This is a genomic window from Dyadobacter sediminis (assembly GCF_005860765.1).
GTDB classification, from domain to species: domain Bacteria; phylum Bacteroidota; class Bacteroidia; order Cytophagales; family Spirosomataceae; genus Dyadobacter; species Dyadobacter sediminis.
The window spans coordinates 1567895-1580993 of the sequence record NZ_VCEI01000011.1 but is presented as its reverse complement, the minus strand read 5'-3'; the positions used below and the strand labels follow the sequence as shown (position 1 = coordinate 1580993).

The window sequence follows — 13099 nt, the reverse complement described above, 5'->3', positions numbered from 1 at the left end:
AGACCCGAACCCGGATCTGGTCGACAACACAGACCGTCAGAATATTCCCTGGCCGTTCTTCCGTGTGACCGAAGCGGTGTTCAACTACGTGGAGGCCAGCATCGAGCTGGGCCAGGATGCGGAGGCGCTGCTGTGGCTGAACCGGATCCGGTTCCGCTCGGGGATGCCGGCTTTGAAAGTCACCGGTGCTGCGCTGAAAGAAGCGTACCGTCATGAGAAAAGAATCGAGATGGCCTATGAAGAGCAGCGTTACCATGATGCACGCCGCTGGATGATCGCCAAGGAAACTTTGGGAAGACCATTGACCTACATTACCGTACTGGGCAAGTTCAAGGCGGGCAAGTCGATGAAGGAACCCTACCGCTACGATCCGACCGTGTATGACTATACTTACACGCCGGTGGAGGAAAAAGCGCATGAGAACCGGACCTGGATCGACAAGATGTACTTCCGTCCGTTCAGCCGTGACGAGATCAACCGAAATGCACAGCTCGTGCAAAATCCCGGTTACGATAAATAGTTGATATTCTATTGTAATTACATAACAAGCCGTTCCTGCCTCAGGAACGGCTTGTTTTATTTGGTGGAACCCGAAAATACAGCAGGTGATCTTAGAATGCGGCATGCTTTTGGATAAAGTAATTTCAGCAGCTTGAACCCGGTAAACGGTGTGCAAAGCGCATTGTTACAACGCATTCGAGTCCTTGTTTCCAAACTGTTTAAACGGTAATCCAATGAAAAAGAATCTGATTATAAAAGCGACGACCGGGTTGTCTCTGATGGCATGCCTGAGTTTTCCGGTACATTCCGAACCCATTTTAAAAAAGCATAAAACCGTTATTTCCGGTACTCTCAAAACACAGATTTCAGTCTGTGCATTTCAGGGAAGGGTGGAAGTGAATGTCGACGATCTGCCTGAAAAAGTCCGGAATACGCTCAACGACAAATCGTATGCCGGATGGACGATCATTGAGGCTTTTCTGGTTACAAATGAAGATAATTCGCAGTATTATGAACTAGTCGTCCGCAAAGCAGATGAACGGACACGCATGAAAGTGGATGCCAACGGAAATGTGCTGAACTGAATGAACCCGGGTCCGCTTTTATGGATAGTTTCCACAAAACGGGGATATAATAATCAAGCTGTTTAAAAAGTAAATGATATAATTAATTAATAATCAATAAATTAAGATTTTTGGCATAATCCTGTTTGATGTAAAAGTATCAAAACAAAGGTTTTAACATTTACTAAAAGAATACGGATTATGAAAAAGCTAATAGTATCGGCAATGGCCTTCACACTTATCTCTTTCGCCTCGGTTCAGGCTTCCGCACCATTGATGAATGATGGTAAAACTACTGTTTCAGTGACAGTTAAAGAAGAAAAAGTGCCTGTAAAGCCGGAAAACCTGCCGGAAGGAATCAAGAAAACGATCAAGAGCGAAGAATTTACCGGCTGGACCGTTAAAAAGGCTTTTCTGGTAACAGAGGAAAACAACAAGCAATATTATGAGCTTCAGGTATCCAAAGGAAGTGAAAGTGCACGGGTGAAACTGGACAAAGAAGGAAATAACGTAGGATAATATTCGCATAGCATAATTTAAAAACAGCCGGACTTTTTCCGGCTGTTTTGCTTTATAAATACCTTGCTTTTACCGATGGATATTCCATTCCTGCCGCCGGATAGTTGCCGAATAGAAAAGCTGCCAAACGATCTTAACTTGAAGGCTGTTAAATGCAAAATACAACTCATGGCAAATGTAACTACGGTAATTGATGAATGGCTGGTTAAAGATCTTGAAGACAATTCTTCCATTAACGTGACGGTGGAAGCAGGAACCGAGCTTGGAAACAGCGGCGTTCCCGGAATTCAGGTCAGGTGTATGGGATATATTATCACCTTCGAACCCAATATTGTAGAGCAATGGGCATATAAAGCCGGTAAGCTGGGACTTACGGAACATCTGATCGAGGACAAGTCATGGATTCATTACGATGACCAGTATGCAAAGCATTATCTGGTTCTCGGTGATCCCTTGAAAGCCAAAGTGATTGTCAAAACAAGAAGCTCGAAACCGATTGCAAGAGAATATGAACTGCCGTTTGTGATTGAGTAAAATGATTTAAGTAAAAGTCAAAATTGAAATGAGTTTTCTTAAAAGACAATTTATAGAAGTATTCCAACCTTTAATATGATTTATGGTTCTTTTGGTAAATCCTTATTAATCATTTACCATGAAAAAAGTCATTTTATTTTCTTTAATCTGGGTAGCTGCAATGGCTTGCCATGAAAAACAGCAGAACGTTAATCCGCAGACAGAATCAGTCAAGACAAGCATTGTCCCTTATCGGCAGCTTACTACGGTACCGGCTTCCGGTGAAGAGCTGAAAGTGGATCTTCAGGAAATTGCAGACAGCCGTTGTCCTGCCAATGTCGTTTGCATCACCATGGGAAGCGCGCAAATGAAATTTATTGTATCGAATGCCAAAAGCCAGACGGATGTAAAGGTGAATTTCACCGGTAACAGCAAAGAAAGCAGCCAGACTTTTACCCTGGACGGACAGACTTACGAATTAAAGGTGAGCGAAGTGCTTCCGTATCCGGTAACAAGGCAATCTCCAAAACTGGATGATTACAAAGTGAGTCTGAGCATTGTGAAGAAGTAACAGTTGATTTTAAGGTTCATCTGGAGGAGCCGGGCAATAGTCCGACTCCTTTTTCATTTCTGAGAAGCTTAATTTTTGTCATTCTTGTGTAAATTGGCTGAACAAAACCTTTTGATCATTTATATCAGGTATAATGAAGTGTAATGTGTCCAGACGGGAAGTTTTAAAAAGGATGGGAATGCTTGGCGGCGCGGCATTGCTGCAGCCGGTTATGTCCGTTGCTGAAACCAGTGGAAAAATGATATTACAAAGATCAATTCCGGCTACAGGTGAAAAAATGCCGGCTGTCGGCCTGGGTTCCTGGCAGCAATTTGACGTAGGAACCAACGCGGCTGAAAGAACACCGCTGAAAGCGGTATTACAGGAAATGGAGAAACTGGGTGGTAAAATGATCGATTCTTCGCCGATGTACGGCAGGTCGGAACAGGTTATCGGCGATCTGAGCACTGAATTGAAGCTGAACGACCGTTTTTTCATGGCTACCAAAGTATGGACAACCGGAAAGCAGGAGGGTATTACGCAGATGAATGATTCTCTCCGCAAAATGGGCCGTAAGAAAATGGATCTGATGCAGGTACATAACCTGCAGGATTGGCAGACACATCTGAAAACGCTGAAAGACTGGAAAGAAGAAGGCAAAATAAGATATATCGGCGTAACACATTATACCGATTCAGCGCATGCCCGCCTTGAACAGATTGTAAAAACAGCAGGAATTGACTTTGTCCAGTTCAATTATTCCATCCGTTCCCGAAATGCTGAAAAAAGCCTGTTGAGTGCAGCAAAGGACAGCGGTGTGGCGGTCATTGTCAATGAACCGTTTGATCAGGGCGCATTATTCCGAGCGGTAAAAGGAAAGCAGCTCCCAGACTGGGCAAAAGAGTACGACATCAGCAGCTGGGCACAGTATTTCCTGAAATATCTATTGAGCAATCAGGCCGTAACCTGCATCATTCCGGGCACTTCCGATGTGAAGCATTTAACGGATAATCTTGGTGCAGGTCTTGGGAAACTGCCAGATGAAAACGGCAGGAAGAAAATGCTGGAATGGCTGGAAAGGGTTTAGTGATCATTCATTTACCCATCCATAGCTTGAAATCGGCTACTTTTTCACGACTGACAATGGCTTCTTTGCCTAGAACCGGTTTTAACAGCAATGACAGGCGGCTTCCGAAATAAGGATCCATTTTATCCACAGCATGGTGGGTTACGATCATTCCGCGGTTAACACGGAAAAACCGGCCGGGATCAAGCATTTCTTCCAGCTCGTCAATGGTGTAATCCACAAGCAGTTTCTGATTATGATGCGTGACGAAAAAACTGTATCGGTCGTCCAGAAAAAAATAGGCGATTTCGCTTACTTCTACGGAAAGCAGCCTTTGTCCTTGTTTGACCAGAAACCGATGTCTGTAATCCGCTGCAACGGTTTTCTGAAATTCTTTCAGTAGTTTTCGGATTCCCGCAACCGGATCCGGAACAGATTGCATTTTCAGGTTTTCATATTTATGAAGACTTCGCTGCAGGTCGTCACGGTGAACAGGTTTTAACAAATAATCAATGCTGTTGACCTTGAATGCCTGAAGTGCGTATTCGTCGTACGATGTTGTAAATACAACGGTACTGAAAATCCGGGTTCTGTTGAAGATTTCAAAACTTTGCCCGTCGGAAAGTTCTATATCCAGAAAAATCAGATCCGGGTCCGGCTTGCTGGCTGCCCGGTTTTTTTCCAGCCATTCCACCGTTTCTTCAATGCTGTCCGTCACGCCGGCAATCGCAAGCAGCGGAGCCACTTCACTCAATAGTTTCCGTAGTCTGCGTACAGACAGTTCTTCATCTTCAACAATCAATGCATTCATATCGTGGCTGTAATGGGAGGGATCAAGGGTAATGTAACTGTAAAATCATCAGGTCCGTTTTCAATAACCGGTTCAGGAATCCCGGCATTGCTTTCACTCAGCAAAAGGTACTTGGCCTGAATATTTGACAAACCGACTTGCGTGGATTCCATTTTGTTTAAAGCACTGGAAACGGATTTTTTCTGTAAGTTATTCCGGACTCTCAATAATCCGCCTGCCATGATTTCGATGTGTACGGTCAGCGGACGGCTTGCACGGATTACGTTATGTTTCACTGCGTTTTCTACCAAAAGCTGTAAAGTAAGCGGAGGCAGCCTGTACAATCTGAATTTCTCGTCCGTATCCATTGCAAGATGCATTCCTTCGCCATACCTGGTTTTTAACAGATGATAATACGATTCGATAAAGATCAGTTCATTTTCCAATGTGGTCAGTTCGTCCGAATTTCCTTCTGTATCCGAATTTTGATTGGTCTGAAGAAGATAGCGGTATACTTTGGCCATCTGTTCCACAAACTGTTCGGCCTTTTCAGGTTCTTCGGAAATCAGCGTTGATAAAGAATTCAGACTGTTGAACAAAAAATGCGGACTGACCTGCGCCTTCAGACTTTGCAATTGTCCCTGCACATTTTCCTTGCGCAGTCTTTCCTTGTTTACTTCGTGATGTTTCCAGTGATCGAGCGAATAAAAAGTTTCCCGGATTCCAGTCACCAGAATAATGGCGCCCAGGTTGATCAGATAAATATTCAACAGAATGCCGTATGTAATTTCGGAGCCGAAAAAACGGTATTTAACATAAATTCCGGCTATGATCAGCAGGAAAACGGCAGAAAGAAAAGCGTGTGTCATAATGGAAATGCTGATCCTTTTCAAAGTAAGATGAAGTCCGGCATAGCGCTTTGTAATAATTTCGGCAACGTGATTCTGAATAAAAAAGGTTGTAGTAAGTATCAGTCCGTTCAGTGCGGTGGCTCCGATAAACGTTTTCAAATTACTGAAATAGGCGCTGCCGACAAGAAGATAACTGAAAAACAGCAGAAACACCGGCATGGTCAGGATATATGACCAGCGGCCGTTTAAGCTGGGTTTTTCAAAAGAAGCGTAAAGAAATAATTTTGTCATACGGCCCATTTCAGCTATCGGTGTGTCAGACTATATTGTTCAAATTGAACATGACAAATTTAAAAGTCTTGCTGAAATCCTCCGATTACATCCTGTCCCAATTGCCGAAAATAGATCCTGAACTGTAAACAGCGCATTTTCAGATCTGAAATTCAGGAAAGGGTTTTTTCCTTAAGCAGCGGAAGCGTAACGGTAAAGTACTTCCCGGTTTCTTCTACCTGAACGCACTTGCTGCTTGCCAGCCTGTACTTTTCGATCAGGTCGGACAATCCCGACGGATGCGTTTCCAGAATACGTGTTTTTCTCTGAAGGTTATTCCGGACTACGATTTCTGAACCGGTGATTATTCCGATTTTGATTTCCAGCGGTTTGGATAAACTCATTCGGTTGTACCTGACTGCATTGTCGACCAAAGTCTGAAGGGTAAGCGGCGGAATCTGGAAATCAGGACCGGAATAATCTGTCGGAAAATCGATTTTCAGGCTTTCGCCGTAACGGGTTTTCAGCGAGCGGGTATAAACAATTAAAAAGTCCAGTTCCGAACGCAGCATGACCAGGTCGGATTTTGCGGCCTGCAGCATGTAACGGTAAATTTTGGAAAGATCTTCCACAAAAGCTTCTGCATTTTCCGTGTCTTCACTGATCAGCGATGAAAGCGTGTTGAGGCTGTTAAAAAGAAAATGCGGGTTAACATGCCCTTTCAGCGTATTGAACTGGTGCTGCAGGGCAAGCCGTTCGAGTTTCTCGGTTTCTGTCTGGTTCTGTTTCCATTTTTCAAACGTGTAAAAAAGTCCGAGTGCCGCGCAGAGAAACAGATCAAAAAAGCCGCCCAGTATCAGAATCGGCCATAATGCTTCCCAGCTGAACCGCACATGCAGACCCGGCGTAATGCTGTACGCCCAGACATCAAATGCGGCCAGAAAAACCGTCATGCCGCCTACCACCACGAGCATGACAATCAGGCGTTTCCGGGTATGTTTTACATCGGGAAATTTGGCAATAATCCACCGGATTGCCAGCGTCAGCGTTATAATTGAAAGCCAGTAAAGCACAAAAACCAGCGCCGTTGCAATCAGAAATATCTTAACATCCCTGAAATATTCCGGTCCGATAAAGTAATGATTTCCAACAGCAAACAATACCGGCATCATGGCAAGATGATACCACCATTCGTATCTGGAAAAAAAAGTCGGCCTCATAAATCGGGACAGGTCGAATAGAAAATGCAGTCGGTACAACTAAAAATAAGCAACTGTGTTTTTCTTACTGATTGAATATGTGCGATGTGGAGAAATAGCGGTCCGAACTGTGTAAAATGCATGGCGAGTTGTAAAAGTACGTTTGCTTAAAACCCGACGCAGATTTGTTGCGCAAAGTATAAAACCGGCATTATCGCTGAAATCCGGTGAACGTTATCTGTCGCAATTACCCCCTTCAATTGCCCGTTTTGCACATCGTTTAACCGGAATATCGGTCTTAAATTTGAAATGGAATCAATCGTCCATTTTTAACCAGACGCATTATGGAAACCAGTATTTCGCAGCCGGCTTTGACCAAAAAACCGCTTAACAAAGTGCACCTTGCCGGAAAAATCATCAGTGGGTTGTGCATCGTGTTTTTACTTTTGGATGCGCTTATGAAAGCAATCAAAGATCCCCGTTCCATGGAAGGCTCCGTTCAGCTGGGCTGGCCGGCAGAATTCGTGCAGGCCATCGGGATTGTCTTGCTTGTGAGTACCGTTCTTTACCTGATTCCGCGCACGGCTGTCCTCGGCGCTATCTTACTCACCGGATATCTGGGCGGCGCCATTGCCATAATGGTTCGTGCGGGACAGCCGCTGTATTTTGCACTTGTTTTTGGTATACTTGTCTGGGCCGGACTTTATCTTCGTGATGAAAAACTGCGTTCCTTGATCCCGTTCCGTAAAGATTGAGCATCTGAAAACAAAACGGTTTCGGCACATCCGGTTTATGTGCGTATCTTGAAGCGATTCACATTCTAAACCGGCAAATGAATTATGGCCAGGCAAAGTGCAGGAATTCTTTTATACCGAATTTCCAAAGAAACAGAAGTGCTGCTCATCCATCCCGGCGGGCCGTTTTTTATTAAAAAAGACCTTGGAAGCTGGTCGATCCCGAAAGGTGAATATACAATGGACGAAGAGCCGCTGGCCGCTGCCAGAAGGGAATTTCAAGAAGAAACAGGTTTTGAAATTAATGGAAATTTCATTCCGCTCCAACCCGTCAGGCAAAAAGGCGGAAAAGTCATTCAGGCGTGGGCGGTGGAAGGAAATTTGGATGCAGATGCCGTTGTAAGCAACACATTTGTACTGAACTGGCCGCCCGGTTCCCGGAATTTCAAAACGTATCCCGAAGTGGACCGCGCAGAGTGGTTCGGACTGGATGCGGCCCAGGCAAAGATCAATGAACGGCAGGCGGCGTTTATCGATGAACTGGAAAGTTTGCTGCTAAACAATCGGTAGTTTCCGTTTCTTTTCATTAAGGCAGCTTGACTAACCGGGGATTCCGTATAAAAACAGAATTTTTAAGGCTGACTTTTAATTTTTAAGTCTTTTCAGGGTAATCCTTTGCCTGCAAACTTCGTTTATAGGCAAAGAATGATGAGGTGAAATATTTTGTAGATCAAGGTTCCATTGTAAGAGAAATCTGGGGCAAAGCGGATTCCATACTTTTTATTTTTGCGGGTGCTTCTGCGGAATTTGCGCTGAACAAAGCCGTAGACTGGCTTTATTTTACCGGACGGCTTCCGGCAGATCCGTTAGGAAGACTTTTTTCAACCGTTGCATACGCCAGACTGATCGTGTTTTCTGAGTATCATGACGCCTTGCATGCCATTGACAAAATAACCGCTATTCACCGTGATGTTGAACATCAGCGCGGATCGCAGATTCCGGACTGGGCTTACCGTGATGTATTGTTTATGCTGATTGATTATTCCGTTCGCTCATATGAAGTTCTGGAACGCAAACTGACAGATTCTGAAAAAGAAGATATTTTCCGGACATTTTATCAGGTCGGATCAAGGATGCAGATTCGTGGTTTGCCGGACAATTTTGCGGCATGGAATAGCATGCGGAACGAGCATTTGCAGCAAGACCTCCTGAAAAGTGATTTCACAAAAGATTTATACAGGCAGTACAAAAAGTACCTCGGCACGATCCGGTACTACATGCTGAAAGAAGTGCAGGTGATGGTCGTTCCGCAACGAGTAAACCGATTGCTGTCACTGGGTGAAATTTCTTTGCTGAAACCTGTTCTGACGCTATATAAACTAGCAAGATTTCTGGGATTTGAAAAAATGCTCCGGAATGCGATCCTGCCAAAAGCGTACAAAGCGCAGGTGATCGATCTTGATTCCAGCAAACAATATCATACGCAATGAAAAGCCATTGCAGAACTTAAATGGAACAAGCCGGATTTTTTATTTGATTTTGAGTTAAAACATCAGAATCAAGTAAGGTTGGTTTGTATTCAGGTTCTGCAATGGCCCAATAAACTTCTTTAAACAGCAACCTGGTTCCTGTCGTCCTCGGCAATCTGTAAAACTTTGTCCATCGTAATCGGAAGGTTGCGAACCCTTACGCCGGTTGCGTGGAAGACCGCGTTGGCAATGGCGCCGGCCACACCGATAATTCCGATTTCACCTACGCCTTTAACGCCAAGCGGATTCACAACGTCATCTTTTTCTTCCACAAAAATAACTTCGATATCGTTAATGTCCTTATTGACCGGCACATGATATTCTGAAAGATTATGGTTCATAAAACGCCCGTACTGATGATCCAGCTTGGATTCTTCTTCCAGCGCTTTGCTGATTCCCCATACAACACCGCCCAGAATCTGGCTTCGGGCTGTTTTGGGATTCAGGATTTTGCCGGCTGCAACAGCGCAGACAACACGCGTAACGTCCACTGTTCCAAGATCTTCATCCACCTTAACCTCGGCGAAAACAGCCGCATGTGAATTCATGGTGTATTTCCTGCCAACGAGTGGATTAGGTCCGCTTGTCGACGTTTCTTCAATACTGTTTACCCCCGCCAGCCGCATGATTTCCGTCACGGAAACTCCTTTTGAACTGTCATTCGGGTCAAAAATTTCACCGGAATCTATCTGGAGTTTAGTTGAATCGTACTGATAGAACGGAGAAGCTTTTGTTTTTACAGCATGTTTGAGCAAAATCTTTCTCACATCTTCACATACGGTTTTTACTGCGGAGCCAACGGACGCCGCTGTCCACGATCCGCCTTCGAGCGGCGCAAGCGGAAGGTTCGTATCGCCCAGCTTGAAAGTTACATTTTCAATGGCAATACCCAGAATTTCGGCCGCAATCTGCGTCATAATGGTGTAAGTTCCCGTACCGATATCCGAAGTTCCGCTGCTTACAACCAGCTTGCCGTCAATGGATAACAATGCTTTTGCTCTTGACGGCATCTGATTCGCATCCCACGCTGCTGTAGCGACACCCCAACCCACCAGATTTTTCCCGTCACGCATGGATCTCGGCTCCACATTTCGTGCAGCCCATCCGAATTTCTCCGCACCTTCACGGTAACACGCCACAAGTTCCTTGCTGGAAAACGGTTTTTCATTCACCTGATCTTCATCGGTATAATTTTTCAAACGGAAAATCAGCGGGTCCATTTTAAGTTCAAAAGCCAGTTCGTCCATCGCACTTTCCATGGCATGCACGCCGGTTACGGCGCCGGGTGCCCGCATATCCAGCGGCGTAAACGTATCCAGTTTTACAAGCTCGTATTTCAGTTCCACATTTTCGCAGGCATACATCGTTGCCGACCAGTTTACAATCACTTCGGTGTAGTTCTCAAACTGTGAAGTTTCCGAATAAGCTTCATGCCGGACAGATTCCAGTGTTCCTTCCGGCGAAGCGCTCAAAGCCAGTTTTTGCAAAGTAGCCGGCCGGTGCCCGAATGAAAACATCTGCTGGCGTGTCAGTCCTACCTTAACGGGCCTTTTCAGTTCCAATGCGGCCAAAACAGCCATGAAAAGTTGATGCTGAGGACGCAGGCCGGAACCGAAAGCACCGCCGACATAAGGTGAAATAATCCGGACATCCTTGTAAGCCAGTCCGAAAATATTGCCGATATAAAACTGGCAGTTGCTGACGCCCTGCGTTTTATCGTACACGGTCAGTTTTTCATTGTCCCAGATAGCGGTCGTAGAAAACAGCTCCATCGGGTTATGATGCTCTGCAGAATGCTTGTATTCGGCCTGTATCTTAAAAGCGGCATCCTGGTATGCAGCGTCTGCGTTTCCTCTCGATTTCGGAGGCACGTAGCCGATTTTACCTTTTGGTGCCTTAAAGGATTTTGAAAGATTTTTGTATAAACTCGTTGTATATGTTTCTTTATCGTACTCCACTTTGATCAGCGAGGAAGCATAACGGGCAAGTTCAAAAGTTTCGGCAATTACGAGCGCAACAGGCTGCATGCTGAAACGGATCGTATTATCATAAAACGGCCGGAAAGGAGTTCCCGAAGGCGCATCCATATCTGTATACCTCAGCTTGAACCAAGGCAGATTACGAACATTTTCATGCGTAAAAACCTGAAGAACACCTTCCAGCGCAAGCGCACGGGAACTGTCAATGCTCGTTATTTTTCCTTTGGCAATCGAACTGGAAACAATGAAGCCGTAAGTCAGTCCTTCTACTTTGAAATCAGCGGAGTATCTTGCTTTTCCTGTTACTTTTTCCAGTCCGTCCACACGGCTGGCAGGCTTTCCTATGTATTTCGTAGTCATCATGTCAATTGTTTTTAAGAGCTTCTGAAAATGCCCGGACGATTGCCCTTTTTGCAAGATCTATTTTAAATGTATTGCTTCCGTAACCCTTTGCGTCCGCAAGTATCTTTTCCGCCAGCGCCCTGAAATTTGCTTCCGTTGCTTCCTGACCGATAAAAGCCTCTTCACAGGAACGGTCCCGCCAGGGCTTATGCGCCACGCCGCCCAGCGCCAGACGAATGTCTTTAATCACATTTCCGTCCAGTTCAAGTGCTGCTGCAACCGAAACCAGTGCAAATGCATACGATTGTCTTTCCCGAACCTTAAGATAATGAAAATGCTGTGTGAAATTACTTGGCGGAAGGTCAATGGAAGTGACCAGTTCACCATCCTGAACGTTGTTGTCGAGGTGCGGCGTGTCTCCGGGTAAGCGATGAAAATCCCTGAATTCGATAACGCGGTCGCCATAAGGTCCGGTTACATTCACTTTTGCGTTCAGTGCGGCAAGCGCCACGCACATGTCGGAAGGATGCGTGGCAATGCAATGCTCGCTGGTACCCAGGATCGCATGAATGCGGTTGATCCCGTTGATGGCCGAGCAGCCGGAGCCCGGCTCTCTTTTGTTGCAGGCCGTGGCGGTATCATAAAAATAATAGCAGCGCGTTCTTTGAAAAAGGTTTCCGCCGTTGGTCGCCATGTTCCGCAACTGCGGCGAAGCGCCTGCAAGAATGGCCTGTGAGAGCAAGGGATATTTTTGTTCTACCAATTCGTTCCATGCCGTATCCGCATTGGTCGCCAGCGCGCCCAGGCTCAGTCCGCCGTCTTCGGTTGCTTCTATTCCTGCAAGTGCCAGTTTGTTAATATCAGTCAGATGATCCGGTTTGGCAACATTTTCCTTCATCAGATCCAGCAGATTAGTTCCGCCTGCAATGAATCGGGCATTGGTATGGCCTGTAAGGTCGGCTACAGCTTCTGCAACTTCGGTGACCTTGTTATATGAAAAATTATTCATTTTCCAGTTTTGCTTTAACTTCCATGATAGCTGCATTGATGTTCGTGTAAGCACCGCAGCGACATATGTTGCCGCTCATGAGTTCTTTTACATCTTCCAGCGTATGCGCCCGGCCTTCATTGAACATCCCGACCGCCGAGCAGATTTGTCCCGGTGTACAGTAGCCGCACTGAAAAGCATCGTGTTCAATAAAAGCATCCTGCAAAGGGTGATTTGCCTCACCATCGGCCAGTCCTTCAATCGTCGTGATTTCTGCGCCGTCTTTCATGATGGCGAGCGTAAGGCAGGAGTTGATGCGTTTACCGTCGACCAGCACCGTGCATGCGCCGCATTGACCGTGATCACACCCTTTTTTTGTACCGGTTAGTCCGATGTATTCTCTGATGGCATCCAAAAGGCTTACCCAAGGCTGCAATCTGAGTTTGTGAGTTTGTCCGTTGATGCGCAAATTGACCAGCGTATAGGCAGGCAGCGTGTTGCTGAAAGGATCATCTATTTCCAGCGTGGAAGTTTCTTGTTTCATAATTTTCAAAGTGAATGGTTGTTGACCGGAAATCCCAGGTTCCCGTTTTTACCCATGCTTAAAAAACTATTCCCCGCTATACGTTTATGAACAAGTTGTGCTTGTGAAATATGGATGGTCTGTAAATAAGCAAAGGCCATCTTTTGGATGGCCTTTGCTGC

15 protein-coding genes are annotated in these 13099 nt (G+C 45.5%); 9 read left to right on the top strand and 6 right to left on the bottom strand.

Annotation, left to right across the window (positions count from 1 at the left end; translation table 11 throughout):
* The 6 genes from FEM55_RS07205 to FEM55_RS07180 form a co-directional block, all read left to right on the top strand.
* A partial coding sequence (locus FEM55_RS07205; RefSeq protein WP_138280595.1) for a RagB/SusD family nutrient uptake outer membrane protein occupies positions 1–520 on the top strand: 520 nt, incomplete at its 5' end.
* Positions 521–734: 214 nt separating this feature from the next.
* Complete coding sequence (locus tag FEM55_RS07200) at positions 735–1085, top strand: hypothetical protein (RefSeq protein ID WP_138280594.1); 351 nt, start codon at positions 735–737, stop codon at positions 1083–1085.
* 180 nt (positions 1086–1265) lie between these two features.
* Positions 1266–1583: a hypothetical protein gene (locus FEM55_RS07195; RefSeq protein WP_138280593.1), complete on the top strand. Its 318-nt coding sequence runs from the start codon at positions 1266–1268 to the stop codon at positions 1581–1583.
* Between the two features lie 168 nt (positions 1584–1751).
* Entirely contained in the window at positions 1752–2117 is a 366-nt protein-coding gene (locus tag FEM55_RS07190) for a hypothetical protein (protein WP_138280592.1), read from the top strand.
* A 118-nt stretch (positions 2118–2235) separates the two neighbouring features.
* A complete protein-coding gene (locus FEM55_RS07185) occupies positions 2236–2667 on the top strand; it encodes a hypothetical protein (RefSeq protein ID WP_138280591.1) in 432 nt (143 codons plus the stop codon).
* Between the two features lie 133 nt (positions 2668–2800).
* Positions 2801–3733, top strand: coding sequence for an aldo/keto reductase (locus FEM55_RS07180; RefSeq protein ID WP_138280590.1), 933 nt, complete (start codon positions 2801–2803; stop codon positions 3731–3733).
* 7 nt (positions 3734–3740) lie between these two features.
* On the opposite strand, the gene FEM55_RS07175 is transcribed toward FEM55_RS07180, so the two are convergent.
* The 3 genes from FEM55_RS07175 to FEM55_RS07165 form a co-directional block, all read right to left on the bottom strand.
* Positions 3741–4523 (bottom strand): LytR/AlgR family response regulator transcription factor, encoded by a 783-nt coding sequence (locus FEM55_RS07175; protein ID WP_138280589.1) that lies wholly within the window; start codon positions 4521–4523, stop codon positions 3741–3743.
* Positions 4520–5644, bottom strand: a complete 1125-nt coding sequence (locus FEM55_RS07170) for a sensor histidine kinase (protein WP_138280588.1) — start codon at positions 5642–5644, stop codon at positions 4520–4522. The genes FEM55_RS07175 and FEM55_RS07170 overlap by 4 nt, the downstream gene beginning before the upstream one ends.
* Positions 5645–5796: 152 nt before the next feature.
* Positions 5797–6843: a sensor histidine kinase gene (locus FEM55_RS07165; protein WP_229209124.1), complete on the bottom strand. Its 1047-nt coding sequence runs from the start codon at positions 6841–6843 to the stop codon at positions 5797–5799.
* A gap of 323 nt (positions 6844–7166) precedes the next feature.
* On the opposite strand from FEM55_RS07165, the gene FEM55_RS07160 reads away from it, so the two are divergent.
* The 3 genes from FEM55_RS07160 (at position 7167) to FEM55_RS07150 (ending at position 9046) form a co-directional block, all read left to right on the top strand.
* Positions 7167–7577, top strand: a complete 411-nt coding sequence (locus tag FEM55_RS07160; RefSeq protein WP_138280587.1) for a DoxX family protein — start codon at positions 7167–7169, stop codon at positions 7575–7577.
* Positions 7578–7661: 84 nt separating this feature from the next.
* A complete protein-coding gene (locus tag FEM55_RS07155) occupies positions 7662–8126 on the top strand; it encodes an NUDIX hydrolase (protein WP_138280586.1) in 465 nt (154 codons plus the stop codon).
* A gap of 143 nt (positions 8127–8269) precedes the next feature.
* Positions 8270–9046: an oxygenase MpaB family protein gene (locus FEM55_RS07150; RefSeq protein WP_138280585.1), complete on the top strand. Its 777-nt coding sequence runs from the start codon at positions 8270–8272 to the stop codon at positions 9044–9046.
* A gap of 119 nt (positions 9047–9165) precedes the next feature.
* Here FEM55_RS07150 and FEM55_RS07145 read toward each other — a convergent pair whose 3' ends face one another.
* From FEM55_RS07145 to FEM55_RS07135, 3 genes are read right to left on the bottom strand one after another with little or no spacing between them, the layout of a single operon-like run.
* Positions 9166–11427, bottom strand: a complete 2262-nt coding sequence (locus FEM55_RS07145) for a xanthine dehydrogenase family protein molybdopterin-binding subunit (RefSeq protein ID WP_374756470.1) — start codon at positions 11425–11427, stop codon at positions 9166–9168.
* Position 11428: 1 nt separating this feature from the next.
* On the bottom strand, positions 11429–12415 hold the full coding sequence (locus FEM55_RS07140; protein WP_138280584.1) for an FAD binding domain-containing protein: 987 nt from the start codon (positions 12413–12415) through the stop codon (positions 11429–11431).
* On the bottom strand, positions 12408–12938 hold the full coding sequence (locus FEM55_RS07135; RefSeq protein WP_138280583.1) for a (2Fe-2S)-binding protein: 531 nt from the start codon (positions 12936–12938) through the stop codon (positions 12408–12410). The genes FEM55_RS07140 and FEM55_RS07135 overlap by 8 nt, the downstream gene beginning before the upstream one ends.
* Between the last annotated feature and the right edge of the window lie 161 nt (positions 12939–13099).

Excerpts from the sequence above, each read along its gene's own strand:
- FEM55_RS07190 (WP_138280592.1), top strand. The coding sequence starts at position 1,752 with ATGGCAAATGTAACTACGGTAATTGATGAATGGCTGGTTAAAGATCTT.
- FEM55_RS07145 (WP_374756470.1), bottom strand. The coding sequence starts at position 11,427 with ATGATGACTACGAAATACATAGGAAAGCCTGCCAGCCGTGTGGACGGA.
- FEM55_RS07140 (WP_138280584.1), bottom strand. The coding sequence starts at position 12,415 with ATGAATAATTTTTCATATAACAAGGTCACCGAAGTTGCAGAAGCTGTA.
- FEM55_RS07135 (WP_138280583.1), bottom strand. The coding sequence starts at position 12,938 with ATGAAACAAGAAACTTCCACGCTGGAAATAGATGATCCTTTCAGCAAC.
- FEM55_RS07185 (WP_138280591.1), top strand. The coding sequence starts at position 2,236 with ATGAAAAAAGTCATTTTATTTTCTTTAATCTGGGTAGCTGCAATGGCT.
- FEM55_RS07155 (WP_138280586.1), top strand. The coding sequence starts at position 7,662 with ATGGCCAGGCAAAGTGCAGGAATTCTTTTATACCGAATTTCCAAAGAA.
- FEM55_RS07200 (WP_138280594.1), top strand. The coding sequence starts at position 735 with ATGAAAAAGAATCTGATTATAAAAGCGACGACCGGGTTGTCTCTGATG.
- FEM55_RS07175 (WP_138280589.1), bottom strand. The coding sequence starts at position 4,523 with ATGAATGCATTGATTGTTGAAGATGAAGAACTGTCTGTACGCAGACTA.
- FEM55_RS07165 (WP_229209124.1), bottom strand. The coding sequence starts at position 6,843 with ATGAGGCCGACTTTTTTTTCCAGATACGAATGGTGGTATCATCTTGCC.
- FEM55_RS07170 (WP_138280588.1), bottom strand. The coding sequence starts at position 5,644 with ATGACAAAATTATTTCTTTACGCTTCTTTTGAAAAACCCAGCTTAAAC.
- FEM55_RS07195 (WP_138280593.1), top strand. The coding sequence starts at position 1,266 with ATGAAAAAGCTAATAGTATCGGCAATGGCCTTCACACTTATCTCTTTC.
- FEM55_RS07180 (WP_138280590.1), top strand. The coding sequence starts at position 2,801 with ATGAAGTGTAATGTGTCCAGACGGGAAGTTTTAAAAAGGATGGGAATG.
- FEM55_RS07160 (WP_138280587.1), top strand. The coding sequence starts at position 7,167 with ATGGAAACCAGTATTTCGCAGCCGGCTTTGACCAAAAAACCGCTTAAC.